21 protein-coding genes and 1 pseudogene are annotated in these 24392 nt (G+C 72.6%); 10 read left to right on the forward strand and 12 right to left on the reverse strand.

The annotated features are described in order from the left end of the window. Positions 1 to 978, forward strand: coding sequence for an ATP-binding cassette domain-containing protein (locus ABZS69_RS05575; RefSeq protein WP_355366977.1), 978 nt, complete (start codon positions 1 to 3; stop codon positions 976 to 978). A 2-nt stretch (positions 979 to 980) separates the two neighbouring features. Next, positions 981 to 1835, forward strand: coding sequence for an ABC transporter permease (locus tag ABZS69_RS05580; RefSeq protein WP_355366980.1), 855 nt, complete (start codon positions 981 to 983; stop codon positions 1833 to 1835). A gap of 50 nt (positions 1836 to 1885) precedes the next feature. On the opposite strand, the gene ABZS69_RS05585 is transcribed toward ABZS69_RS05580, so the two are convergent. After that, on the reverse strand, positions 1886 to 3235 hold the full coding sequence (locus ABZS69_RS05585) for a hypothetical protein (RefSeq protein WP_355366983.1): 1350 nt from the start codon (positions 3233 to 3235) through the stop codon (positions 1886 to 1888). 196 nt (positions 3236 to 3431) lie between these two features. On the opposite strand from ABZS69_RS05585, the gene ABZS69_RS05590 reads away from it, so the two are divergent. Continuing rightward, positions 3432 to 5651, forward strand: a complete 2220-nt coding sequence (locus ABZS69_RS05590) for a thiamine pyrophosphate-dependent enzyme (protein WP_355366986.1) — start codon at positions 3432 to 3434, stop codon at positions 5649 to 5651. Positions 5652 to 5655: 4 nt separating this feature from the next. Here ABZS69_RS05590 and ABZS69_RS05595 read toward each other — a convergent pair whose 3' ends face one another. Beyond that, positions 5656 to 7299 carry a serine/threonine-protein kinase gene (locus ABZS69_RS05595; RefSeq protein ID WP_355366989.1) on the reverse strand — a complete coding sequence of 548 codons (1644 nt, stop codon included), beginning with the start codon at positions 7297 to 7299 and terminating at the stop codon, positions 5656 to 5658. A gap of 45 nt (positions 7300 to 7344) precedes the next feature. After that, positions 7345 to 8043 carry a M50 family metallopeptidase gene (locus ABZS69_RS05600; RefSeq protein WP_355366992.1) on the reverse strand — a complete coding sequence of 233 codons (699 nt, stop codon included), beginning with the start codon at positions 8041 to 8043 and terminating at the stop codon, positions 7345 to 7347. Between the two features lie 34 nt (positions 8044 to 8077). On the opposite strand from ABZS69_RS05600, the gene ABZS69_RS05605 reads away from it, so the two are divergent. The 3 genes from ABZS69_RS05605 to corA are packed head-to-tail and all read left to right on the forward strand — an operon-like array spanning position 8078 to position 10570. Then, positions 8078 to 8962 (forward strand): amidohydrolase family protein, encoded by an 885-nt coding sequence (locus tag ABZS69_RS05605; protein WP_355366995.1) that lies wholly within the window; start codon positions 8078 to 8080, stop codon positions 8960 to 8962. A 7-nt stretch (positions 8963 to 8969) separates the two neighbouring features. Next, positions 8970 to 9437: a nuclear transport factor 2 family protein gene (locus ABZS69_RS05610; RefSeq protein ID WP_355366998.1), complete on the forward strand. Its 468-nt coding sequence runs from the start codon at positions 8970 to 8972 to the stop codon at positions 9435 to 9437. A 14-nt stretch (positions 9438 to 9451) separates the two neighbouring features. Next, positions 9452 to 10570, forward strand: a complete 1119-nt coding sequence (corA, locus tag ABZS69_RS05615; RefSeq protein ID WP_355367001.1) for a magnesium/cobalt transporter CorA — start codon at positions 9452 to 9454, stop codon at positions 10568 to 10570. An 85-nt stretch (positions 10571 to 10655) separates the two neighbouring features. On the opposite strand, the gene ABZS69_RS05620 is transcribed toward corA, so the two are convergent. Both ABZS69_RS05620 and ABZS69_RS05625 read right to left on the reverse strand, forming a co-directional pair. Further along, a complete protein-coding gene (locus ABZS69_RS05620; RefSeq protein WP_355367004.1) occupies positions 10656 to 11423 on the reverse strand; it encodes a Clp protease N-terminal domain-containing protein in 768 nt (255 codons plus the stop codon). A 33-nt stretch (positions 11424 to 11456) separates the two neighbouring features. Continuing rightward, on the reverse strand, positions 11457 to 12212 hold the full coding sequence (locus tag ABZS69_RS05625; protein WP_355367007.1) for an IclR family transcriptional regulator: 756 nt from the start codon (positions 12210 to 12212) through the stop codon (positions 11457 to 11459). Positions 12213 to 12299: 87 nt separating this feature from the next. On the opposite strand from ABZS69_RS05625, the pseudogene ABZS69_RS05630 reads away from it, so the two are divergent. From ABZS69_RS05630 to ABZS69_RS05645, 4 genes and pseudogenes are all read left to right on the forward strand, one after another. Then, positions 12300 to 13301: pseudogene (locus tag ABZS69_RS05630) on the forward strand (cupin domain-containing protein); the annotation flags it as partial. Positions 13302 to 13332: 31 nt separating this feature from the next. Beyond that, positions 13333 to 14157: a fumarylacetoacetate hydrolase family protein gene (locus ABZS69_RS05635; protein WP_355367010.1), complete on the forward strand. Its 825-nt coding sequence runs from the start codon at positions 13333 to 13335 to the stop codon at positions 14155 to 14157. Further along, positions 14147 to 14824 carry a maleylpyruvate isomerase family mycothiol-dependent enzyme gene (locus ABZS69_RS05640; RefSeq protein ID WP_355367013.1) on the forward strand — a complete coding sequence of 226 codons (678 nt, stop codon included), beginning with the start codon at positions 14147 to 14149 and terminating at the stop codon, positions 14822 to 14824. The genes ABZS69_RS05635 and ABZS69_RS05640 overlap by 11 nt, the downstream gene beginning before the upstream one ends. Positions 14825 to 14857: 33 nt before the next feature. After that, a complete protein-coding gene (locus ABZS69_RS05645) occupies positions 14858 to 15952 on the forward strand; it encodes an FAD-dependent monooxygenase (RefSeq protein ID WP_355367016.1) in 1095 nt (364 codons plus the stop codon). Here ABZS69_RS05645 and ABZS69_RS05650 read toward each other — a convergent pair. The 7 genes from ABZS69_RS05650 to ABZS69_RS05680 all read right to left on the reverse strand — a co-directional run bounded on the left by ABZS69_RS05650 (position 15925) and on the right by ABZS69_RS05680 (position 24389). Further along, positions 15925 to 17478, reverse strand: a complete 1554-nt coding sequence (locus ABZS69_RS05650) for a heparinase II/III family protein (RefSeq protein WP_355367019.1) — start codon at positions 17476 to 17478, stop codon at positions 15925 to 15927. The genes ABZS69_RS05645 and ABZS69_RS05650 overlap by 28 nt on opposite strands. Positions 17479 to 17532: 54 nt before the next feature. Beyond that, the gene (locus ABZS69_RS05655) at positions 17533 to 18282 is read right to left on the reverse strand and encodes a hypothetical protein (RefSeq protein WP_355367022.1); all 750 of its coding nucleotides are present in this window, start codon (positions 18280 to 18282) and stop codon (positions 17533 to 17535) included. Continuing rightward, on the reverse strand, positions 18275 to 18886 hold the full coding sequence (locus ABZS69_RS05660) for an RNA polymerase sigma factor (protein WP_355367025.1): 612 nt from the start codon (positions 18884 to 18886) through the stop codon (positions 18275 to 18277). The genes ABZS69_RS05655 and ABZS69_RS05660 overlap by 8 nt, the downstream gene beginning before the upstream one ends. 66 nt (positions 18887 to 18952) lie before the next feature. Then, entirely contained in the window at positions 18953 to 19888 is a 936-nt protein-coding gene (locus ABZS69_RS05665) for a winged helix DNA-binding domain-containing protein (protein ID WP_355367028.1), read from the reverse strand. Between the two features lie 17 nt (positions 19889 to 19905). Continuing rightward, on the reverse strand, positions 19906 to 22224 hold the full coding sequence (locus ABZS69_RS05670) for a DUF3488 and transglutaminase-like domain-containing protein (protein WP_355367031.1): 2319 nt from the start codon (positions 22222 to 22224) through the stop codon (positions 19906 to 19908). Continuing rightward, positions 22221 to 23339 (reverse strand): DUF58 domain-containing protein, encoded by a 1119-nt coding sequence (locus tag ABZS69_RS05675; RefSeq protein ID WP_355367034.1) that lies wholly within the window; start codon positions 23337 to 23339, stop codon positions 22221 to 22223. The genes ABZS69_RS05670 and ABZS69_RS05675 overlap by 4 nt, the downstream gene beginning before the upstream one ends. Next, the gene (locus tag ABZS69_RS05680) at positions 23340 to 24389 is read right to left on the reverse strand and encodes a MoxR family ATPase (protein WP_355367037.1); all 1050 of its coding nucleotides are present in this window, start codon (positions 24387 to 24389) and stop codon (positions 23340 to 23342) included. Positions 24390 to 24392: the final 3 nt, after the last annotated feature.

Raw genomic sequence — 24392 nt, forward strand, 5'->3', positions numbered from 1 at the left:
ATGGCGGCGGACGCGGCGGTCGCCGTACGCGGCCTGCGCAAGACGTACGGGAAGGTCGAGGCCGTCAAGGGGGTGGACTTCGAGGTGCGGCCGGGCGAGGTGTTCGGCTTCCTCGGCCCCAACGGGGCCGGCAAGACCACCACCATCAGCATGCTCTGCACGCTGGTGAACCCCACCGGCGGCAGCGCCACCGTGGCGGGCCACGACGTGGTCAGGGAGCGTGACGAGGTCCGCAGGAACATCGGCCTCGTCTTCCAGGACCCCACGCTCGACGGCTACCTGAGCGCCGAGCAGAACCTGCGCTTCCACGCCGAGCTGTACGGCGTCCCCAAGAACGCCGTCGGCGACCGGATCCGGCAGGTCATGGAGATGGTCGCGCTGTGGGACCGCAAGGACGCCAAGGTAATGACGTTCTCGGGCGGCATGAAGCGACGGCTGGAGATCGCCCGCGGCCTGCTGCACTCCCCGCGGGTGCTCTTCCTCGACGAGCCCACCGTGGGGCTCGACCCGCAGACCCGCTCGGCCATCTGGGGCTACATCAACCAGCTGCGGCTCCTTGAGGACATCACCATCTTCATGACCACGCACTACATGGACGAGGCCGAGTACTGCGACCGGATCGCGATCATCGACCACGGCGAGGTCGTCGTCATCGACTCGCCCGAGGCGCTGAAGGCCAGCATCGGCAAGGACCGGGTGCAGATCCAGACCGGCGACGACACGGAGGCGATCAAGGCGCTGCGGGAGCGGTTCGGGCTGGAGGCGGCGGTGCGCGAGGGCTCGGTGACGTTCGCGGTGGCCTCGGGCGAGGAGTTCGTGCCCAGGCTGTTCGCCGAGCTCGGCATGCCGATCAGGTCCGTGAGCGTCTCGCGTCCGTCCCTGGACGACGTGTTCATGTCGTACACCGGTTCCACCATCCGCGACGCCGAGGCCGGTGACGGCAACATGGCGTTCATGAGAGCGATGGCGAGGCGATAGCCATGGCGACAGGGGCCATCAGCGTCCGCGTGCCGGTCCGCGGCGCCGGTCACGACCTGCGGGCGGTCAAGGTCGTGCTCCACCGGGAGATGCTGCGGTTCGTCAACGACCGCACCCGCATGGCGTCCATGCTGGTGCAGCCCGTGCTCTGGTTGTTCGTCATGGGCACGGGGCTCGGGTCGCTGGTGCGGGGGGCGATCCCCGGGATCGACTACCGCACGTTCATGTACCCCGGCATGATCTCCATGACCGTGATCATGACCGGGATGTTCTCGGCCGGGTCCATCGTGTGGGACCGCGAGTTCGGCTTCCTGAGGGAGATGCTGGTCGCGCCCGTCTCGCGCGGGGCGATCGTGGTCGGCAAGTGCCTGGGCGGCGCCATCGTGGCCACCGGGCAGGGCATTCTCATCCTGGCCATGGCGGGGCTGGTGGGGGTGCCCTACTCGCCCGCGCTCTTCGTGACGCTGCTGGCGGAGATGTTCCTCGCGGCGTTCACGATCACGGCCTTCGGGGTGATGCTGGCCGCCCGGATGAAGAACATGCAGACCTTCTTCGGGCTGATGCAGATGGCGATCATGCCCATGATGTTCCTGTCGGGGGCGATGTTCCCGCTGGCCAACCTGCCGTCGTGGCTGCACGTGCTGACCGTGGTCAACCCGATGACGTACGCGGTGGACCCGCTGCGCCAGGCGGTCTTCTCGCACCTCGACGTGCCGGCGCAGGTCGACGCGGTGCTGAACCCCGGGGTCCGATGGTTCGACTTCCAGGTGCCGGTGGTCCTTGAACTCGGCCTCGTGGCGGCTCTGGGGCTGGTGCTGCTGGGGGTGGGGATCGCGGAGTTCAGGCGGGCGGAGTAGACGGCACGAGGCCCGGGGCGGTGCGCCCCGGGCCTCGTCCTTCCGTCAGATCAGCGCTTCACCCGGACGTAGTCCGAGCGGCTGGTGGCGCCGTAGGTGTCGTCGTCACCGCCGAACACGAACCGCCAGCGGCCCGAGTTCCAGCCCTTGACCTTGGTGTAGAGCCCGCCGCCGCCGTTCGACCAGGTGGTCTTCACGTACTGCCACTTCTTCGAGCCCGCGGGCTTGAAGAACAGCGCGACCTTGCCCTTGTAGCCCTCCCATGAGCCCTCGTCGAAGATCTGCAGGCTGCCCTTGAACTTCAGGTACTTCCCGCGCTTCACCGGCTCGGGGTACGCGTTGAACTTGATCAGCCGCGTGTCCGCCTTGGCGGGCGGCGGCGGGGGCGCCGGCTCGTTGACCTTGACCCAGTCGCCGTCGCTGACCGAGCCGCGGACGCCGCTGGTGCCCGCGTACTCGGCCCGCCACCAGCCCGAGGCCTGCGCGGTGGCGGAGGCCCAGAAGCGGCCCTGGCGGCCGGTCACGTCGCTGGTGACGTACTCCCACCGGCCCGAACCGGCGGCCTTGAAGAAGATCGAGACCCGCTCGCCGGCCACACCGCCGCGGTCCTCGACCAGCAGGGCGCCGGAGAACGTGAGCCGGTCGCCCTTGTCCACGGGCTCCGGTCGGGCGTCGAAGCCGGCGATCCTGCTGCCCAGGTCACCGCGCTTGACGTCGACCCGGTCGGTGTCGCTGACCGAGCCCTTGGCCGCGGACGTGGCCGTGAACTCGGCCCGCCACCAGCCCGTCTCGCGGGCCCGTACGGTGGCGCTGAACCAGCCGTTGCCACCGGTCGTCACCTTGGCGATCTCGCGGTAGGCGTCGGTGCCGCGCTCGCGGAAGGTGATGGCGACGCTCTGGCCGCCGTACCCCTTGCCGTCGGCGAGGAGCTGCCCGGTGACCTTGATCAGGTCGCCCTTGTCCACGAGGTCGGGGCTGGCGTCGAAGTCGACGATCTTGGTGTCGAGCACCTTCTTGACGCTGACCTCGAACGTGCCGCCGCGGGAGGCGCCCCCGGCGACGGCGAGCCAGCTCCAGGTGCCGACGTTGGTGGAGTCGAAGGACCGGGTGCCGGTCCACTTGGTCCAGTCGCCGTCCTTGGCGGACGTCAGGTCGACGGGCTTGCCGACGCTGACGTCACCCGGGGGCTTGAGCTGGAGCTCGGCCTTGTCGGCCCCCTTGGTGGCGAAGCTGAAGGTGGCCGTGACCGCGCCACCGGTGACGTCGATCGGTGGGCCGGGACTGATCCCCACTCGGGTGATGACGGGATCCGTGGCCGCTGTCGCGACGGAGGGAGCCAGGACCACGGCTCCGGCGCCGAGCGCTACGGCGAGGGCGGCCACACGGATGCGTTGTAACATACGGGTTCCTTTCTGGAGACCCCAGTCGTTCAACGCGGCATTGAGGGTGCCACGTGTGTCACCTAAGTAGACGTACGCGCGGGCCGGAAGGTTGAGGATTCTGACAAACCGTTTATTTCGGGGTCAAACGGACCGGTCCACAACATGTCAGCCACGTCCGGCAGACGTCGCCGCCGATGAAAGACATAATCGAGTTGTGGCGCGCGACACAGTTGAGACTCATTTCACCCAGGCGGTTGCGACGCTGAAGGCAGGACCGCCGCGAGATCCGGCGCTGCCGGTCCACGAGGGCGGCGCCCTGACCGGCGAGCAGTGCATGACGCTGTTCCTGCGCCAGCTCGACAGCCGCCTCCTGGACATCGCGGCCCGCTGGCTGCGCGAGCGTGACGAGGGCTACTACACGATCGGCTCGGCCGGCCACGAGGGCAACGCGGCCGTCGCCGCCGCCCTGCGGCCCACCGACCCGGCGCTGCTCCACTACCGCTCCGGCGCGTTCTACCTGACCAGGTCCGAGCAGGCGGGCAGGCTGCCCGAGCAGGGCATCCGCGACGTGCTGATGGGCCTGACCGCGGCGGCCGACGAGCCGATCGCGGGCGGCAGGCACAAGGTGTTCGGCCATCCCGACCTGGCCGTCATCCCCCAGACGTCGACGATCGCCAGCCATCTGCCCAGGTCGGTCGGCGTGGCGTTCGCGATCGAGCGGGCGGCGGCGGTCGTCACGCCGCCCCGCTGGCCCGCCGACGCGGTCACGGTGTGCAGCTTCGGCGACGCCTCGGTCAACCACGCGAGCGCCCAGAGCGGCTTCAACACCGCCTCCTACGCCACCTACCAGGGCCAGGCGCTGCCGCTGCTGTTCGTGTGCGAGGACAACGGCATCGGCATCAGCGTCCGCACGCCCAAGGGCTGGGTGGAGTCGGCCCTGCGGCGTCCCGGCATCGAATACTTCGCCGCCGACGGCTGCGACCTCGCCGAGGCGTACGACGCCGCCGTCCGCGCGGTCCGGCACGTACGCGAGCGCCGCTCCCCCGCCTTCCTCCACCTGACCACCGTGCGGCTCATGGGGCACGCCGGCTCCGACGTCGAGCAGGCCTACCGCACGCAGCGCGAGATGAAGGCCGACCTGGAGCGCGACCCGCTGGTGCGCACGGCGGCGCTGCTGGTGGAGGGCGGGCAGAGCACGCCCGAGGAGTTGCTCAAGATGTACGAGTCCCAGCGCGAGCACGTGCTGCGGCTCGCGCTGGAGACGACGCGCAGCCCGCGGCTCGGCTCCGCCAAGGAGGTCATGGAGCCGATCGCCCCGCGCAAGCCGGAGCTGATCGCCAAGATCAGCCCGACGGCGGCCTCGCCCGCGGAGCGGGAGAAGGCGTTCGCCGGGGCGCTGCCCGAGAACGACAAGCCGATGACGCTCTCGCAGGCCGTCAACCGCACGCTCGCCGACACGCTGACCGTCTACCCGGAGATGACCGTGTTCGGCGAGGACGTCGCCAAGAAGGGCGGCGTCTACGGCGTGACCAGGGGGCTGCAGAAGCGGTTCGGCCCCGGGCGGGTGTTCGACACGCTGCTGGACGAGCAGGCCATCCTGGGGCTGGCCCTCGGCGCCGGGGTGTCGGGGCTGCTGCCCGTGCCGGAGATCCAGTACCTCGCCTACCTGCACAACGCGCTCGACCAGATCCGGGGGGAGGGCGCCACGCTGTCGTTCTTCTCGCGCGGCGCCTACCTCAACCCGATGGTGGTCCGGGTGGCCGCGTACGCCTACCAGAAGGGCTTCGGCGGCCACTTCCACAACGACAACTCGGTGGCCGCGCTGCGGGACATCCCCGGCCTGGTCATCGCCTCGCCCGCGCGCCCCGACGACGCGGCCGCGATGCTGCGCACGTGCCTGGCGGCGGCCCGCACGTCCGGGTCGGTGTCCGTCTTCCTGGAGCCGATCGCGCTCTACCACACGCGCGACCTGTTCGAGGAGGGCGACGGGGGCTGGCTCGCGCCGTACGCGCCGCCCGGGCGCTGGCCGGAGACGCACGTGCCGATCGGGCAGGCGCGCTCCTACGGCGACGGGCGCGACCTGACGATCGTGACGTTCGGCAACGGGGTGCGGATGAGCCTGCGGGCCGCGGTGCGGCTGACCCAGGAGGGCTACGGATGCCGGGTGCTCGACCTGCGCTGGCTGGCCCCGCTGCCGATGGAGGACCTGCTGCGGGCGGCCGAGCTGACCGGCAACGTGCTGATCGCCGACGAGACCCGGCACACCGGCGGCGTGTCGGAGGGGATCATCGCGGAGCTGGCCGACGCCGGGTACTCCGGGAAGCTCGCGCGGGTGACCTCGTCCGACAGCTTCATCCCCCTGGGCGGGGCGGCCGATCACGTACTGCTGTCGGAGGCGGAGATCGAGCAGGCGGCGCGCAAGCTCCTGGGGTGAGCCCTCAGGACGAGCGGGCGACGGCGCCTCTGATGCACGTCGGCTTCGACCAGGCGACCGTCGATCTCTCCGAGATGCTGAGCGGGACGCCCACCAGGAAGCAGTAGCCCCTGGCCGGGTCCAGTCCCGCGACGCGGGTCGCGGTGGTGCCCTGGCCCAGGGCGGTGATGGCCTGGTCGCCCTTCTTGATCGGGGAGCGCTGGAGGACCACCGGATAGCGGCGGGCGCCGGCGGGGAGCGTCCAGCGCAGCTCGACCAGCGCGCCCTGGTCGGCCGTCACCTTCAGGCCGCGGGGGGTCAGCGCGGCGATGGAGCGCTTGTCGATGGGCTCGGTGTCCTGGGTGCCCGGCTCGGACGCCTCGGGCTGGGTGGCCTGCGGTGTCTGGTTCTGCTGGAGCGACAGGTAGACGGCCGCGCTCGTGCCGCCTATGACGACGGCCGCCACGGCGGCGCCGATCACGAGGCCCCGTGGCAGGCGCGCCCCTCCGCCGGGGGCGGTCACCGCGCCCCGCGACGGCGGGGCGTGCATGCCTCCGGTGCCCGCCGCCCGCGCTTCCGGTGCGAACGGCGACGGCTGCGCCTCGGGGGCGAACGGCGACGGCCGGCCGGGGCCGCCGGGCAGGTGATGGCCGGTGGAGGGCAGGTGGTTGCCCGTCGTCGGGAGCCGGTGGCCGGTGGACGAGGGCTGGGAGGTCGCCGGAGGCCGGGGATCGCCCGGGGGCGGGGGTTCGCCGGTCGGCGGGTCGTCGAAGCGGGGGCGGGGCACCGTGGCCATCGCCGGTCCCGGGCCGGGGTCCTGGCCCACCAGGTCGGTCACCGGCAGCCCCAGCTCGGCCTGCACCTCCTGCAGCCGCCGGGCGAACTCCCGCGCCGACCCGTACCGGACCTCCGGCTGCTTGGACATCGCCCGCAGGACCGTCTCGTGGACCGGCGGCGGCACGTCGGCGCGGTTGATCGGGGGCGGCTCGATGCTGAGCACCCGGTACATCAGCGGCGCGATCGACGGGTCCGTCGGGTTGTGGAACGCGGGCTGGCCGGCCAGCAGGTGGTAGAGGGTCGAGCCGAGCGAGTAGATGTCGGTCGAGGCGGAGTGGGGCTGGCCGGTGAGCACCTCGGGGGCGGCGTGCAGCGGCGTGAACGCCTGCGACGTGGCCGAGATCTCCGAGGAGTCCACGACCCTGGCCACGCCGAAGTCGGCGATGGCCAGCTCGCCGTACCGGGAGATGAGGATGTTCTGCGGTTTGATGTCGCCGTGCAGGACCCCGGCCTCGTGTACGGCGGCCAGCGCCCCGGCCAGCTTCACCCCGGCGCGCAGCACGTCGGGCACCGGCAGCGGCCCCTCCTTGCGGACCTTGTCGCGCAGCGAGCCGTTCTCGAAGTAGTCCATCGCGATGTACGGCTTGCCGGAGCGGGTGACGCCGGTGTCGAAGACGGTCACCACGTTGGGGTGGCCGGTCAGGCGGCCGGTGAGCTGCAGCTCGCGCTGGAACCTGCGCATCGTGCGCTGGTCGACCCGGTCGACGGACAGCACCTTCAGCGCCACGACCCGGTCGAGGCGCTCCTGGTAGGCGCGGTACACGACGGCGAAGCCGCCCTGGCCCGCCTGATCGAGTACCTGGTAGCCGGGCGCGTCCTCGACTGGCAGCACGGCACTCCCCCCTGTTGCAGGCGAGTTTAGTGAGTATTTTGGGGGTTAGAGCGGATTCATGAGGTACGCGCCGAAGGCCGCGGACACGACCGAGACCAGCAGGAAGAAGAACACGTAGAACCCGCCGGGCAGGACCGTCAGCCGGGCCAGCTGGTCGGCGTCGGAGTCTCGCGCCTGCCGCCTGCGCCGCTTGCGCTGCAGCTCGATGATCGGCCTGATCCCGCCGAACAGCAGGAACCAGACCGCGACCAGGGCGACGACCTGCTGGGCCGCGGCGGGGGCGTACATGATCAGGGCGAACACGGCGCCGCCGGTGACGAGCAGGATCAGCGCGCCGTACAGGTTGCGGATCAGCAGCAGCATGCAGACCAGGAACAGCAGCACGCTCCAGATCAGCAGCGTGATGTGCCCCATCTCGGTCAGCCAGGCGGCGGCCAGCCCCAGCAGCGAGGGCGCCAAATATCCGGCGAGCGCGGTCAGGACCATGCCGGGCCCGGTGGGCCGGCCTCTGGTCAGCGTCACGCCGGAGGTGTCGGAGTGGAGGCGGATGCCTTCGAGTTTGCGCCGGGTGACCAGCGCCATCAGCGCGTGGCCGCCCTCGTGGGCGATCGTGATCAGGCCTCTGGTCACCTGCCAGGGCATGCGGAAACCGACGAGCACGAACGCGGCGAGAGCCGAGACCCCAACGACCCAGGGGTCGGGGTCAGGCTGAACCTTGATCAGGTGGGCCCAGAGCTGTTCCATCGAGGAGAAACCCTATCCAGGTAGAGTCTCGTTCGTGGCCACAGAACAACATTCTGACGCCCAGGTTCCGGACTGGTGGCGCGGGCTGGGTCTGCCCGGCCTCATCGACCTGCACGTCCACTTCCTGCCGGAGCGGATGGAGCGCCGGGTGTGGCACCACTTCAGGCACGGCGGCCCGCTGATGGGCGACGGCTGGAAGATCGAGTACGAGTGGCCGGCGGCGGAGCGGGTCGCGCGGCTGCGGGCCATGGGCGTGCGCGCCTTCCCCGCCCTCGCCTACGCGCACAAGCCGGGCATGGCGCTCGATCTCAACGCCTGGACGCTGGAGTTCGCCCGCCGTACACCTGAATGCATCCCTTCGGCGACCTTCTACCCCGAGCCTGGGGTCGTGGAGTACGTGCGCCGGGCGCTGGACGGCGGGGCCAGGATCTTCAAGGTGCATCTGCAGGTCGGCGGGTTCGATCCGCGGGCAGGCGAACTGGACGAGGTCTGGGGGCTGCTGGCGGACGCGGGGGTGCCGGTGGTGACGCACGCCAGCTCGGTGCCGGTGCCGGGCGGGCACGTCGGCCCCGGGCCGATCGGCGAGGTGCTGCGCAGGCATCCGCGGCTGCGGGTGGTGATCGCGCATCTGGGGATGCCGGAGTACGACCCGTTCTTCGAGCTGGCCGCCCGCTACGAGCGGGTCGCGCTGGACACCACGATGGCGTTCACCGACTTCAGCGAGCTGGGCATGCCGTTCCCCGGGCGGCTGCGCCCGGCATTGCTTGATCTGGGCATTTCAGGCAAGGTTGTGCTCGGTAGTGACTTCCCGACGATTCCGTACCCCTACGCTCATCAGCTCGACGCGCTCGCCCGGCTTGACCTGGGCGATTCCTGGTTGCGGGCAGTGTGCTGGGACAACGGCGCGGCCATGATCTGATAGAGGGGTGAACGATCGGCACGTGGCGCTCATCGGCGCTTTCTACGACGCTCTGGGGCGTGCGGACCTCGCGGCCATGGAGCGCTGCTATCACCCCGAGGTCAGCTTCGGCGATCCGATCTTCCAGGAGCTCCGGGGGCGTGACCGCGTGATGAGCATGTGGCGGCTGCAGCTCGGCGTGCGCGACGGCCTGGAGTCCGCCTACCGCGACGTGACGGCCGACGACTTCACCGGCACCGCGCACTGGACGGCCCGCTACACCTTCTCCGGGACGGGGCGCCGGGTCGTCAACGAGATCGACGCGCTGTTCAGGTTCGAGGGCGGCCTGATCGTCCGCCACCACGACGAATTCGACTTCAAGCGCTGGTCGAAGATGGCGCTGGGCAGGCCGCACGGGCCGGTGTTCGGCTGGACGCCGATGTGGCGCAAGACCATCAGAGACCGCGCCGTGCGACGACTCGACGAGCTCTCGTAATTCCAGGGGGTGACATGGCCAGGGTGAAGGGGTTCAGGCGCAGCGCCGACGTCCACGAGGAGGCGCCCGAGCACTCGATGGACCCGCGCGCCACGGAGGAGCGGCCCGCCCGGCCGACCGTCATCGACAAGGCCGTCTACCTCAACGGCGAGCGCGTCGCCACCCCCGGCTCCCTCGCCGACGCCTTCGAGCGGCTCAAGGAGATGCCGGACAGCATGGCCTGGATCGGCCTCTACCGGCCGGAGGAGTGGGAGCTGGTCAAGCTCGGCGAGGAGTTCGAGCTGCACGAGCTGGCGCTGGAGGACGCGATCGTCGGCTCCCAGCGGCCCAAGGCCGACCGCTACGGCGACACGCTGTTCGTGGTGCTGCGGGCCGCGCGCTACCTCGACGACGTGGAGGAGGTCGCGTTCGGGGAGGTGCACGTCTTCGTCGGCCCCAACTTCGTGATCACCGTACGCCACGCCGAGGCCCCCGACCTGCAGGCCGTCCGCAAGCGCATGGAGTCCGAGCCCGAGCTGTTGCAGCAGGGCCCGCAGGCGGTCCTCTACGCCATCCTCGACGCGGTGGTCGACGGCTACGCGCCGGTGGTGGCCGGGCTGCAGAAGGACATCGAGGAGATCGAGGCCCAGGTCTTCGGCGGCGACCCCTCGGTCTCCCGGCGGGTCTACGAGCTGTCCGGCGAGGTGATCGAGTTCCAGCGGGCCACGGCGCCGCTGGTGGGCATGCTCCACGCGTTCATCGCGGGGGCCTCCAAGCACGGGATGAACGACGAGTTGCAGAGCTACCTGCGTGACGTGGCCGACCACGCGATCACGGTGGCGGAGCGGATCTCGGCGTTCCGGCAGATGCTGCAGGACATCATGCTCGTCAACTCGACGCTGGTGACGCAGGCGCAGAACGCCGAGATGGCCAGGATGACGGAGGCGAGCATCCGGCAGGGCGAGGAGGTCAAGAAGATCTCCGCCTGGGCCGCCATCCTGTTCGCGCCGACGCTGGTGGGGACCATTTACGGGATGAATTTCGACTTCATGCCCGAAACGCACTGGATATTGGGCTACCCGTTCGCGATCGTGCTGATGGCGGCCGTCTGTCTGACGCTCTACCTCGTCTTCAAACGCCGCGACTGGCTCTGAGCGTCACCACGTGGCCCCGATCACGATCCCGACCACGATCAGGGCCACAAGGGTGACACGGACGGCGGCGGCCACCTGAGGATCCTCAGGCGTCCAGGCCCGCCTGCGCCTCCAGCCGCTCCAGCCGCTGGACGAGTGGCTGGAGCTCCTGGCGGATGGCGGCGGACAACATCGCCTGGACGGCTGCGGGCCGGTTCTGCCCACCCTGGGCGGCCTCGCCGCTCTGCGTCTGCGCCCGCAGGTGGACGTACCCGGCCAGGGCCGCCACCACGGCGCGCCTGGTGAGCCTGGGCTCGGCGCCCACCCCGCGCAGGACCTGGCCGGCGGTCCCGTCGGGCTCGGCGACCAGGCCGAGCAGGAGGTGCTCGCAGCCGACGTAGTTGTGCCCGAGCGAGGTCGCCTCCGTGACGGCGAACTCCAGCGCGTTGGCCGCCACCCCGCTGAAGTGGCCCGGCTCCGGCGCGCCCGCCTCGCCAGAGGCGGGCGTGTGGCGGGCGAGATCGCGCTTGACCTGCTCGGGGTCGATGTCCATGGCCCGCAGGACATGCAGCCCGAGGTTGCTCCCCTCACTCAGCATGGCGCCCAGCAGGTGCTCGGTCCCGACCGCCGCGGCCCCGTCCGCCCGGGCCTGGTCGCGGGCCATCTTGAGCACGGTGCGGGTGGTGGGCGTCAGGTGCCTCAGCGCCCCGGTCGGCTCCTCTTGGTCGAGGTCGCTCAGGGCCGCCTCCCTGATGGCGGTCACCCGGCGCACCGCCTGCTCCAGTGCCCGCTGGCACACCGCCGACACCGGCACCCCGGCCTGCTTGACCGCTTCGGCGAGTTCGTCCGGCAGATAGACGTTTATCTTTGGCATACCCCTACGATAACCCCAATGGGGTTACAAGAGTCAAGCGTCCGGGAAGTCGATCAGAACCTGTTCGGCCTCCCTCACCGCGGCCTTCAGCCGGGCCGCGAAGAACCCCACCCGGTCGGGCCCGAAGCGGGCCGAGGGCGCCGAGATCGACAGGGCGGCCAGGGCGGCGCCGTTCCCGTTGCGCAGGGTGGCCCCGATGGCGGAGACGCCGCGCTCCGTGCCGTCGACGTTGAGCGCGTACCCGCGCGCCCTGACGTCGTCGAGCTCGCGGGCCAGGGTCGCGCGCTCGTGGTCGGGAAGGTCGGGGTAGAGGTCGCGGAGCTGGTCGTGGGGCAGGGTGGCGAGCAGGACCTTGCCGCCGGAGGCCCGGCGGGCGGGCAGGATCGTGCCGCGGCGGTCGCCGACGTGGAGGATCTGCGACGACTCCACGCTGTCCAGGAAGCGCACCTCCGTGCCGACCCGGATCATGAGGTTCACGGTCTCCGCGGCCCGCGCGCACAGGGCCTCCATCGTGGGCCGGACCCGGGCGCGCAACTCGCGCAGGACCGCCCCGCCCGCGCCGGCCTGCGTCGAGGTGAGGAACGGCCCCGGCAGGTACGTGTGCTGCTCGTCCTGTACGGCGAAGTCGCGGTAGACGAGCATGGCCAGCAGGCGGTGGGCGGTGGAACGGGCGATGCCCAGCTCCCTGGCGACGTCGGCGACCTTGAGGCGGCCCTGGTCGCGCAGCATGTGCAGGAGCAGCAGCACGTTGTCGACGGAGCCCAGGGCGTACGCGGGCCTGTTCTTCATAGCAGAATGCTAGTGCCGTATGCAGAATCACCTCCTAGCGTGGGCTCCATGAATCCAGAGGAGAGGCTCTACGCCGACTTCGCGGCGGAAGACCTGATCCCGTTGTGGACGCAGGTCGGCGACCTGATGCCGGAGCATCCGAAACCGAAGGCCCGGCCGCGCGTGTGGGAGTGGAAGACGCTCTACCCGCTGGCCGAGCGGGCCGGCGAGCTGGTGCCCGTCGGGCGGGGCGGGGAGCGGCGGGCGATCGCGCTGGCCAACCCCGGTCTGGGCGGGCTGCCGTACGCGACGCCGACCCTCTGGGCGGCCATCCAGTACCTGGGCCCGCGCGAGGTCGCCCCCGAGCACCGCCACACCCAGAACGCCTTCCGCTTCGTCGTCGAGGGCGAGGGCGTCTGGACCGTCGTGAACGGCGACCCGGTCGCCATGCGGCGCGGCGACTTCCTGCTGACGCCCGGCTGGCACTTCCACGGGCACCACAACACCACCGACGCGCCCATGGCCTGGATCGACGGGCTGGACATCCCGTTCGTGCACTACACCGACACCTCGTTCTTCGAGTTCGGCCCCGACCAGGTCACCGACGTGACGACGCCGAGCGCATCGCGTTCGGAGCGGCTGTGGGCGCACCCGGGGCTGCGTCCCGTCTCGGCGCTCCAGGCCACGCCCAGCTCACCGATCGCCGCCTACCGGTGGGAGCACACCGACCGGGCGCTGGACGAGCAGCTCGCGCTGGAGGACGAGGGCCATCCCGGGGTCGTCGAGCCCGGCCACGCCGCCGTCCGCTACACCAACCCCACCACCGGCGGCGACGTCATGCCCACGATCAGGGCCGAGTTCCACCGGCTGCGGGAGGGGACCGCGACGGCCGCGCGGCGGGAGGTCGGCTCGTCGGTGTACCAGGTGTTCGACGGTGAGGGGTTCGTGACCCTCGACGGCGAGGAGCGGCGGCTTTCGCGCGGCGACCTCGTCGTGGTGCCGTCGTGGTGCGCGTGGTCGTTCCGCGCCGAGACCCGTTTCGACCTGTTCCGTTTCGCCGACACGCCCGTCTTCGAGGGGCTGCACCAATATCGGGAGGAGTACGCGTGAGGGATCTGCACCGGCTTCGGGAGGAGAGCTCGTGAAGCTCGCGACGCTGCGGCTGCCGGGCCGTACGACCGCCGCCAGGATCGACGGCGACCAGGCCGTGGAGGTAGACGCGCCCGACGTCGGGGCGCTGCTGGCCGACCCGGGCTGGCGGGAGCTGGCGGCCGCCGCCGACGGGCCCCGCCACCCGCTGTCCACGGCCGACCTCGCCCCCGTCGTGCCCAGGCCGGGGAAGATCATCTGCGTGGGGCTCAACTACCGCAACCACATCCTGGAGATGGGGCGGGAGCTGCCGCAGTATCCGACGCTGTTCGCCAAGTTCACCGAGGCGCTGATCGGGCCGTACGACGACATCGCGCTGCCCGCCGTCTCCCAGTCCATCGACTGGGAGGCCGAGCTGGCGGTGGTCATCGGCACGGCGGCCAGGAACGTGTCCCCCGAGCAGGCCACGGCCTCCATCGCCGGCTACTCCGTGCTCAACGACGTGACGGCGCGCGACTACCAGACCCGCACGCTGCAGTGGCTCCAGGGCAAGACCTTCGAGTCGAGCACGCCGTTCGGCCCGTACCTCGTCACGCCCGACGAGCTCGAAGGCGTGACGATGACCATGCAGTGCGAGGTGGACGGCGAGGTGGTGCAGGAGACGGACACGGCCGACCTGGTCTTCGGCCCGGCCGAGCTGATCTCGTACGTGTCGGAGATCATCACGCTGCGGCCCGGGGACGTCATCGCCACCGGCACGCCCGGAGGCGTCGGGCACGCCCGCAAGCCTCCCCGGTACCTCGCCGACGGGAGCAAGGTCGTCACCCGCATCGCGGGCCTCGGCGAGCTGGTGAACGTGGCCCGCCGTGCTTCCTGACCTGGGCTGGATGGACGCCGGCACCGCGTACTTCGAGGCACGGGTACGCGGCGCCGACCTCGAACGGCCGAGCCGGCTGCCCGGGTGGACGGGGCGGCACGTGGTGGCGCACGTCGCCGCGAACGCCCGCGCTCTGGGCCGGCTGGCGCACTGGGCGCGTACGGGCGAGGAGCGTCCGATGTACGCCTCGGCCGAGGCCCGTGACGCCGAGATCGAGGACCTGGCCGCCCGGCTGGACGGCGCCACGCTGGAGAGCCTGGCGCGGGAGACGTCCGAGGAGCTGCGCAAGGCCCTGGGCGAGCTGTCCGGGGCCCGGTGGGACGCGCTGGTGCGGACCGCCCAGGGGCGGCTCGTGCCCGCGTCCGAGGTGGTGTGGCTGCGGACGCGCGAGGTGTGGGTGCACGGCGTGGACCTGGGCGGGCGGTTCGAGGACCTGCCGGGCGAGCTGGTGGACGCGCTGATCGCGGACGTGACGACGCTGTGGGCACGGCGCGGCCAGGAGCCGGCGCCGGTCCTGCGCCCCACCGACCGCTCCCCGGTGGGCGGGCGGCCCGAGGTGGACGGCCTGCCGGAGGTGCGGGGGACGGCCGCCGAGCTGGCTGCCTGGATCACCGGCCGCGGCCCCGCCCCCGACCCCGCCGCCCCCGCCATCGGCCGCTGGCTCTGAGGCGGGCGGGGCGATCGCCGGAAAGGAGCGTCCGTGGCCGAGGTGGTCGTCGTCGGAGGCGGCATCGGCGGGCTGGCGGCCGCCTTCGCGCAGGCGAGGGCCGGGCGGACGGTCCGGGTGCTGGAGCGGTCGGCCGAGTTCGGCGAGGTGGGCGCCGGGTTGCAGCTCGCCCCCAACGCCACCCGCGTGCTCCATCGCTGGGGCCTGCTGGACCAGGTGATCGAGCGGGGCGTGCTCCCCCGGCGCCTGGTCTTCAGGGACGCCCTGACCGGCGAGGAGCTCACCCACCTCGACCTGGGCGAGGGGTTCAGGCGCCGCTACGGCGCTCCGTACGTGGTGGCGCACCGCGGCGACCTGCACGCCGTCCTCCTCCGGGCCTGCGCGGACGCGGGCGTGGAGCTGCTGAACGGCCGGCACGTCGAGCGGGTGGACGCCGATCGCGCGACGGCGTACTGCACGGACGGCTCTGAGCACCGGGGCGGCGTGGTGGTCGCGGCGGACGGCCTGCAGTCGGTCCTGCGGGCGCAGCTCGTCACCGACCAACCCCACGATTCCGGATTTGTCGCCTATAGAGGTACGTGTCAGCTTCCGGAGGGCTTCGACCTCTCGGACGTGGTCGCGTACCTGGGCCCCGAGTGCCACTTCGTCCAGTACGCGCTGCGCGGCGGCGAGCTGCTCAACCAGGTGGCCGTCTTCCGCGGCCCCGGCGACCTGGAGGCGGCCTTCGACGGCTGCTGCGACGCGATCGGCAAGGGCCTGCCGTACCTGTGGCGCGATCGCCACTGGCCCATGCTCGACCGCCCGCCCATCGGCACCTGGGTGCGGGGCAGGCTCGCGCTCCTGGGGGACGCCGCCCATCCCATGCTCCAGTACCTGGCCCAGGGCGCCTGCCAGGCCATCGAGGACGCCCACGAGCTGGCCGAGCAGTCGGCGGCCGGCGACTGGGACCGGGCGCTGGCCGCGTACCAGCAGATCCGCGCGCCGCGGACGGCGCGCGTGCAGACGACGGCGCGGTTGTGGGGCGACATCTGGCACGTGGACGGCGTGGCCAGGGTGCTGCGCAACGAGCTGTTCCGGACGAGGGATATGTCCGGCCACGCCTACGTCGACTGGCTGTACGGGGGGTGAAGCGTGACGGGGCCGTCCGGGGCGTGGATGGTCAGGGTGTCGCCGGAGGCCGTGACGCGCGGGTCGTCCGTGCCCGGCACGATCACGGTCAGCACGGCCGCGGCCTCGGGGGACACCACGGTCGCCACCTCGGCGGTCCGCAGGTAACCGGTCGAGACCAGCCCGGGGCGCACCCCCTGCCCCTCCCCCGGGAACTGCAGCAACGTCACCCGCCAGTCCCCGTCCCCGAGCACCACCCGGCCCTCGCCCTGGAAGACCACCTTCAGCGACGGGTCGAAGTGCCACAGGCTGCGCAGGGTCCCGCCGGCGACCGAGTCGTGCACGGCCAGCAGGTCGGGCCCGTGGTCGACGAGCACGTGCCGGGTCCTGGCGGCCCCGTACGCGTCGTCGGCCAGCTCGAAGGACTGGCGGGACGGCTCGACGGACGACCCGACCAGCCGCGTCGCGGTCCCGGGGCGGAAGGGCCCGGTCACGACGGGCACGTTGTGCGCCTCGGGCGAGCGCGTCCACTCCACGTACCCGGTCCGCTCGTAGGAGTGGAACCCGGCCTCGACGAGGATCCGGCGGCCCTGGGCGCTGTAGGTGACGCCGAGGTGGTCCTCGTGCCCGTGCAACCGCCGGCCGGGCCCGAACCTGATCGAGTAGAACGCGGCTCGCGGGTCGTCCCAGGCGGTCCTGCCGAAGACGTACCCGCCGTCGAACACCCGCACCACCGGGCCCTCGTGCGGGAACCCGGCGGCGCCGGTGTCGGCCGGGCTGTCGCCGATCGGGGCCAGGCGGCCGTCGGGCTGGGTGGCGTGCGCGACGTACGTTTCCAGGGCGGTCCGCCGGGCGATCAGCCGCTGGGGCGGTTCGGCGCCGCTCTCCTCGATCGCCCGCAGCGCCGCGCCGAGCCGCCGGTGCACGTACAGGCCGTAGCGGGGCGCCTGCTCCTGCAGCACCCCCTGGGCGTCGATGACCAGCTCGGCGGAGGCGGTCATCCTGCGGACGGCCAGGTCGCGCCAGCGCGCCCGGCCGAGCCGGCAGCCGACGACGAGCAGCGCGATGTCCTGGTCCAGGCCATGGTTGTGGCCCGCGCGGTAGAGCGCCGAGTCCGCCAGGATCTCCCCGTGCTCGGCGAGGCTGTCCCACAGCGTCCGGCTCCGCACGTGTTCGCTGAGGCACACGAGCGCCGGGGCCCGTAACGCGACCGCGTGCTCGGCCCACGCCCACGGGCTGACCCCGTGGCCGCGGCGCGGGTTCTCGCGGATCCAGTGCTCGGCCAGGGCTCTGGCGCGGTCGAGGTAGGCGGGCTCGCCTGAGCGCTCGTACTCGGTGACCAGCCGGCCCATCCAGCGCAGCGCGTGCAGGTTCAGCGCCCAGGAGCGGTTGCCGTGCGGGTTCGCGGTCCAGTCGACGTCCGCGCCCAGCTCGACCGGCGGCAGGCCGACGAACACGACCCGCCCGCGCATCACCTCCTCCACCTTGATCAAGGGAAACTGGTCGCTCAGGCAGATGGCCTTGCCCGTGGTCGTACGCCAGAACACGTCGAGGCTCCTGTTTCAGGGCGCGCGAAACCCACGCGCCGGCGTCGGAAAGCTCTAGCGGGGACCCCGGTCGGTCCAGCCCGCCTCGATCACGCGCTCCGAGCGCGGGGACCGGCCGTCGTCGGTGCAGGAGAGCACCTGCGAGGTCGCCGGGTCGATGACGAGCGTGCGCTGGGTGCCGTCGGGCAGCACGTACGAGAACGCCTCCCCGCGGTCACGCTCGCCCAGGTACCGGACCTCGGGCAGGTCGGCGAGCGCGCGGTACGCGGCGGCGCGCACGGCGGGCGGGGACGGCTTGGTCCACAGCAGGCCGCTGAGCGCGTCGGCGAGCAGGCCCCTGGACGGCAGCATCCCCGCCACCCGCTCCCTGAGCGCGACCGGGTCCGTGGGCAGGCTCTCGATCTGCTGGAACGTCAGGTCGCGCCCCGCCATGCTGAACGCCGACCGCCCCGTGACCGGCGCGATCCGGCCCTGCACCGAGGTCCACGCCCGGCCGTCCCTGGCCGCCCAGAGCTCGATCACCTGGGACCCGTCCCTGACCTTCTTGATGCGCCAGTAGGTCCCGCCGGGAACGTGGCCGGAGGCGGCGGTGGTGGCCGCGGCCAGCAGCACGGACCGTCCGGAGGCGGCCGGCTGGTGGATCACGAACGCCGCCGCCAGGGCCATCGCCACGGCGGGGACCGCCAGCCACGACAGCCGCCTGCGCCTGCGGGCCGCCGCGACCTGCCGCCACACCCTGGCCTGGGCGTCCGGGTCCGGACGCGGCCGGCCGTACAGCTCTCTGATGTGCTCCGTCTCATCCATGGACGGGCACCTCGATCTCGCCGAGCAGGGCGCGCAGCTTCTTCCTGGCCCGGCTCAGGCGGGAGCCGACGGTGCCGTACGGGATGCCGAGCGCGGTGGCGATCTCGTCGTGGCTCAGCCCGGCGAGCGCGACGAGCAGCAGGACGTCGCGGTCGCGGCGGTCGAGCTCGGCCAGGGCGGCGGCCAGCTCGGGGCGCAGGCTCTGGGCGCTGACGCGGCGCGCGACCGAGTCCTCGTGCCCGGGGGACTCGGGGTCGGGGCCGCAGCGGCCGAGCGCGCGCAGGGTGCGGGCTTCGAGGCGGCGGTGCTTGCCGATGAGGTTCGTGGCGATGCCGTACAGCCAGGCGCGCACGTTCGCGCGGGCGGGGTCGTACCGCGCCCGCTTGCGGAACGCGGTGAGGAACGTCTCGGCCACGACGTCCTCGGCGTGGTCGGGGCCGAGGCGCTGGGCGACGTAGGTGTGGATCTCGCCGAAGTGGGCGTCGAACACCGCGGCGAACCCGTCGGCGTCGTCGAGAACGTTCGGCGGCGAGCTGCCCGTCCCCCCGTGGACGTGCGCGCGAGCAGCCCACGGTGCCCGCGTCGCGATGGTCTCCCCCGTCATGTGCAGCCTTCCGGTGAATCAGTGGTCATCTCTTATCACCCGACGCACCGGTTTGCTTTCACGGATTCATTCGAGAAAACGGCGGACGTCGGCGATCTCGGCGTCGAGCAGGCCGTCCGGCAGCTCGTCGAACGGCTGGACGTCCGCCTTCGCGCCCTTCCGCCCCCACACGCCCCTGATCACGCCGCCCACCAGCACGACCGGCCGCAGGACGCCGCCTCCCGGGAACACCTTCTTGGTGTGCTCGGGCGCCAGGATCGGGTCGCGGCCGCGCCAGCCCATCAGGAACTCGTCGAAGGCGGGCAGGAGGCGCGCCACGGGCTCCTCCGCGGCGGGTGGCGGCTGGGCGGCGCTCAGGCGCCAGGCCGCGCGGGCCTCGCCGAGCGGCAGGCCCGACCAGGCGGCCAGGTCCTCGGGCTCGGCGGGGTGGTGGGCGCGGCGGTAGCGGGTGCCCAGTTCCTTGAGCGCGCGCTCCCGGTCCGGCTCGGGGGTGACGGGGGCGCCCAGCCAGTCGGCGGCGTGCACGTACGTGGGCTTGCCCGCGCGGAGCGGGCCCAGCACCGCCAGGCCGTGGTGCGCGGCCAGCCCCACCAGGTGCACGACGCCCTGGCCGGTGGCCCGGCCCGCCAGGCGCTCCTCCAGGTCGGCCTTGGTCAGCGGGCCCTGGCCTTCGAGCGCGGTGGTGATGAGCACGAGCAGGTCGTCGCCGGTGACGCCCTCCTCGTGGAGGCGGCGCAGGGTGTTCGTGGCGCCGCGGGTGAGGGCGTGCAGCCAGGGGAGGTCGTCGGCGTGCGCGAAGTGGAGGGTGCCGCGCGGGCCCCAGGTTCTGACGATCTCGCGGGACCGTACCGCGGCCTCGACGTCCTGCCTGGTGAGGGTGGCGGAGCGGGCGCGGAGGGCGAGCATGGCGGAGGGGACGTCCTGGGCCTGCATCGCCGCCAGGCGCCGGACGATCTCGCCCGCGGCCAGGCCCGGCGGGCGGTGCAGGAGCTGGGACTCCACGCTTCTCATATTCGTCGTCATCTCAGGAGGAGGCGGTTGCGGAGGCGGATGGTGAGGGGGGTTCTGGCGCGTACGGCCCTGCGGATGGCGTCGCTGCGCCGCCAGGCCGCGGCGGCGGCGTCCTCGGTGACGGCGTCGGGGGCGTACCGGACGAAGTTCGAAATTTCGGCCAACGGCTGGATGTGAGCAGAAATATCCCCCGAGCCCGCCTGCCTGGCGACGACGTCCTCGGCCGTCAGGGCGGGCTGGTCCCCCAGCCCCAGGTCGTCGCAGGTTTGGCGCCACGCGCCGAGCACCCGCCGCTCGGGCCCTTCGGCATTGCGGCGGTTCCGCCTGCGCCACCACGGCACCGCCACCACCGCTCCGGCGTACGCCACCAGCAGCGCCCCGCCCGCCACCGTCGCGATCAGCCAGATCGCCGGGCCGCCCGACGGCTCCTCGCCGTCCCTCGTGGCCTGCGGCCGGGACGTCTTCGGCCGGTCACCGCCGCCCTGGGTGAACTCGCCCTCCAGCTCCTCGCTCTCCTCGATGGCCGAGGACACGACGTCATGGTCGTCCTTGGCGCCGCTGCGCCCCGGCGTGGGATAGAACGGCTGCCAGCCGAGCCGGTCGAACTTGATCTCCGCCCACGCCATCACGTGACCCGATTTGACGTGATAAATCCCACCGGACTTCTCGCCCGGCCTGAACCCCACCACCACCCGCGACGGCAGCCCGAGCGTCCTGGCCATGAGCGCGAACGTGGTCGCGAACTGCTCCGACGTCCCCCGGTGCGTGGTCTGCAGGAAGAACTCCAGCCCCTTGAGCGAGTGCCCCGGGGGCGCGGTGACGTCGTAACTGGCGTTGGTGCGCAGGTACTTCTGCAGCCGGTACGCCCGCGTGATCGGCGAGGTCGCGCCCTTGGTGGCCTCCTGGGCGAGCCTGCGGAACAGCCGCTGCTGCGGCCCGGCCGGGAACGCGGTCAGGCCCGGGTCGTCGACGGGCGTGGCGTCGAGCAGCTCCTGTTTGGACGGCCGGGGGACCTTCGAGGTCACCTCGTAGCTGAACCCCTTGGCGGGCTTGGCCCCGGCCAGCAGCGCCCCGCTGTCGGGGTCCACCACCAGCCCCCGCACGCCGCTGACCTGCTCGGGCCGCTCGGCCGCGGGCAACCAGGTGCCCGGCAGCCCGTCGAACGTCACCTTCTGGTGGACGACGTCCGCCTTCCCCGTCCACCCGGTCTCGGGCACCCGGCCGCCGGTGGGCTGGAACCGGGCTCCGGACGTCCATCGGACGCCGTCGTACCGGTCGAGCACGGCCAGCCGCCAGTTGAGCGGTTTGTCGGCCTTGACGGTGAACAGCTCCCTGTCGGGGATCTGCAGCCACGCCGAGACGCGGTCCAGCGGGCTGACGCTGTCGACGCGGCGCGGCGGCGGCAGGTCGGCGTCCTGCCGCGGGTTGTACGGCTGCGCGGCGATGGGCAGCAGCGGGCCCACGACCAGCGCCAGCGCGGCCAGCGCGGCGGCGACCGGCAGCCCGCCCAGCAGCCAGAGCGGCGGACGGTCGTCGCGCAGCACGGCCAGCGCGGCGATCAGCACGAACAGCGCGCCCGCCACGGGGAGGTTCGAGCCCTCGCCGTCCACGCCCAGCAGGAGCGCGGCGCCGAAGACGAGCAGGGCCGGGAGGGCGGCGGCGATCCTGGTGCGGGTGCGGGCCAGCGTCTCGGCGCCGACGACGGCGGCCGCCCAGACGAGGGTGTGGACGAGGACGAGCAGGTGCGGTTCGGGCTGGGCGGGGAGGAGGGTGGTGAGCAGGGCGTGCCACGCGTTCGCCACGTCGGCGAAGACCGCCGGGGCCGGGGCCTTGTAGAGCAGGACGGTGCCCGCGAACCAGAGGACGACGTCCAGGACCAGGGCCAGCCAGAGGGGGCGCCGGGCGAGGGTCGCGGCGACCACGGCGGGGGCGGTGGCCGCGGGGATCACGGCGGTCAGCAGCTCGGTGCCGGGGAACACCCGATGGAACCCCCACCCGGCCACCCCGGCGAGGGCCGCCACCAGCGCCGGCCCGGCCAGCCGCCGCCACAACGGCCCCTCCGTTCGGGACCCGCCCTGCCCGGGAGCACGCCCCGCCGCCCGCCGCGCCCGCCCTCGCCCCGCCCCACCCGGCACGTCGCCTTGGGACGCCCCCGCCGCGCCCATCACGCCGCCATGGCCCGACCCCGCCGTGCCCAGCACGTCGCCCTGGGGCGACGCCGCCCGAGCGGTGGTCGTCTCGCCGGGGACCGAAGCGGCCGGCGCGCGCCCGTGCCGGCCGGCCGGGCGAGGCGTGCCGAGGGTGGGGTCCGGGGCATGGTGGGTCATCGGGAGCCCCACGCCAAGGGAAGCAGGTCAAGGGAGTCGATCGGCAGGACCGCGACCCCGGGGACCGCGACCGCGCCGGGGCCGACGTACACGCAGATGACGCGGTCGAAGCGGCGGCGCACCCCCGCGACGCGCCCCGCCTCCGCGGGGTCCGGCGTGACCAGGACCAGGGAGCCGCCGCCCCGCGCCAGGCGCAGCGGCTCGGTGACGGAGCCCGTGCCCGTCCGCACCAGGGCCAGGCGGTCCAGCACCGTCTCGGGGTCCTTGGCGTCCGGTACGGGGCCGTCGCCGGTGACGAGGCGTACCGGGAAGCCCGCCGTGGCGGCGGCGAGCGCGACCGAGGCGGCGGCGTCCACGGCCAGCTCCGTGAGGTCGCGGGTGTCCAGGACGACGGTGGTCGTGGGGAGGCTGGCGTCGATGAGCTGGCGGACCATGAGCGTCCCAGTGCGGGCGCTCGACCGCCAGTGGACGTGGCGCAGGTCGTCGCCGACGACGTACTCGCGCAGGGTGTGGAAGGTGACCGTGCCGCTGGGGGCGTTGTCGCTGGTGGGGCCTTCCAGGTGGTGGGCCCGGCCGGATGGGGGGACGCCGAGTGCGACCGTGCGGGGCCGTACCAGGAGGGTGACGGGCGACCCGTACGACCTGACGCGGCGCGTGAGCCCGAACGGGTCGGCCCGGACGAGCAGCAGCGGCCCCACGGGGATCTCGCCGCGGACGTCGGTCGGCAGGGGGTACGACACCGCGCGCACGGCCCCCTTCGGCAGCCTGGGCAGGTCCACGGTGTGCTCGGCGGCGCCGATCCGGTCCTGGGCGCGCAGGCCGGACAGGCCCCGGCGGCCGAGGTTGGTCACGTTCAGGACGGCGACGGCGGCGTCGCCGCGCGGCACCTTCAGTGGCGTGACCTCGCGCCGCACCTCCAGCCTGGGACTGGGGGCGGTCCAGGCGAGCGCGGCGGCCAGCGCGAGCAGGCCGCCGGTGGCGAGCACGACGGGCTCGGGGTAGCCGAGCGCGAACCCCGCCGCGTACAGCGCGAGGGACCCGGCGAGGGTCCCCCAGCCCAGCGGGGTCAGCACCGCGGTGAGCCGCTGCCGGGCAGCCGGTTGCGGGGTTCGCACCTACGCCGCCTGCGGCACCGGCATCCCGGCGAGGATCTCGCCGAGCGCGGCCGCGGCGGTGACCTCGCGCAGCTCGGCCTCGGGCGTCAGGATCAGCCGGTGCGCCAGCACGGGCGCGGCCAGCGCCTTGACGTCCTCCGGCACGACGTAGTGCCGGCCGGCCGCGGCCGCCTTGACCCTGGCCGCGCGCAGCAACGCCAGGCTGCCCCGGGGGCTGGCGCCGAGCCGCAGGTGAGAGCTGGTACGGGTGGCCGAGCACAGCGCGACGATGTAGTCGTACACCGCGTCGGCCACGTGGATCCGCGAGGCGAAGTCGATCATCCCGGCCACGTCCGACGACCGCGCCACCACCGGCAGCCGCTCGACCTGCGGCCCGGTGGGCATGCCCTTGAGCACCTCCACCTCGGAGGCGTGGTCGGGGTAGCCGACGGAGATCTTCATCAGGAAGCGGTCGAGCTGGGCCTCGGGCAGCGGATACGTGCCGTCCATGTCGACCGGGTTCTGCGTGGCCACCACCAGGAACGGTCTGGGCACCGGATGCGGCTCGGCGTCCACCGTGACCCGGCGCTCCTCCATGACCTCCAGCAGCGCGGCCTGGGTCTTCGGCGAGGCGCGGTTGATCTCGTCGGCGAGCACGATGTTCGCGAAGACGGGACCGTGGTGGAACTCGAACTTCTGGTGCGCCTGATTGAAGATCGACACGCCGGTGATGTCGCTGGGCAGCAGGTCAGGGGTGAACTGGATGCGCCGCCACTCGGCGTCCACGCTGGCCGCCAGCGACCTGGCCAGCGTGGTCTTGCCGGTGCCGGGCACGTCCTCGACGAGCAGGTGCCCCTCCGAGAACAGGCAGATCAGCGCCAGCTCGATCGCCTCGTGCTTGCCCCGGATGATGCGCTCGATGTTGCCGGCGAGCAGCTGGAAGCGCTGCGCGAACTGCCCGGCCAGCTGCGCGCTCTGCTGCGGCGGCTGCTGGTAGGGCTGTTCGGCCCCTTGCTGCTGGTACGGCTGCACGGTCTGCTCGAACTGGTCCTGGTAGTTGTACTGGGTCAACTG

It is taken from the genome of Nonomuraea sp. NPDC005650, assembly GCF_040605375.1.
Classification (GTDB): domain Bacteria; phylum Actinomycetota; class Actinomycetes; order Streptosporangiales; family Streptosporangiaceae; genus Nonomuraea.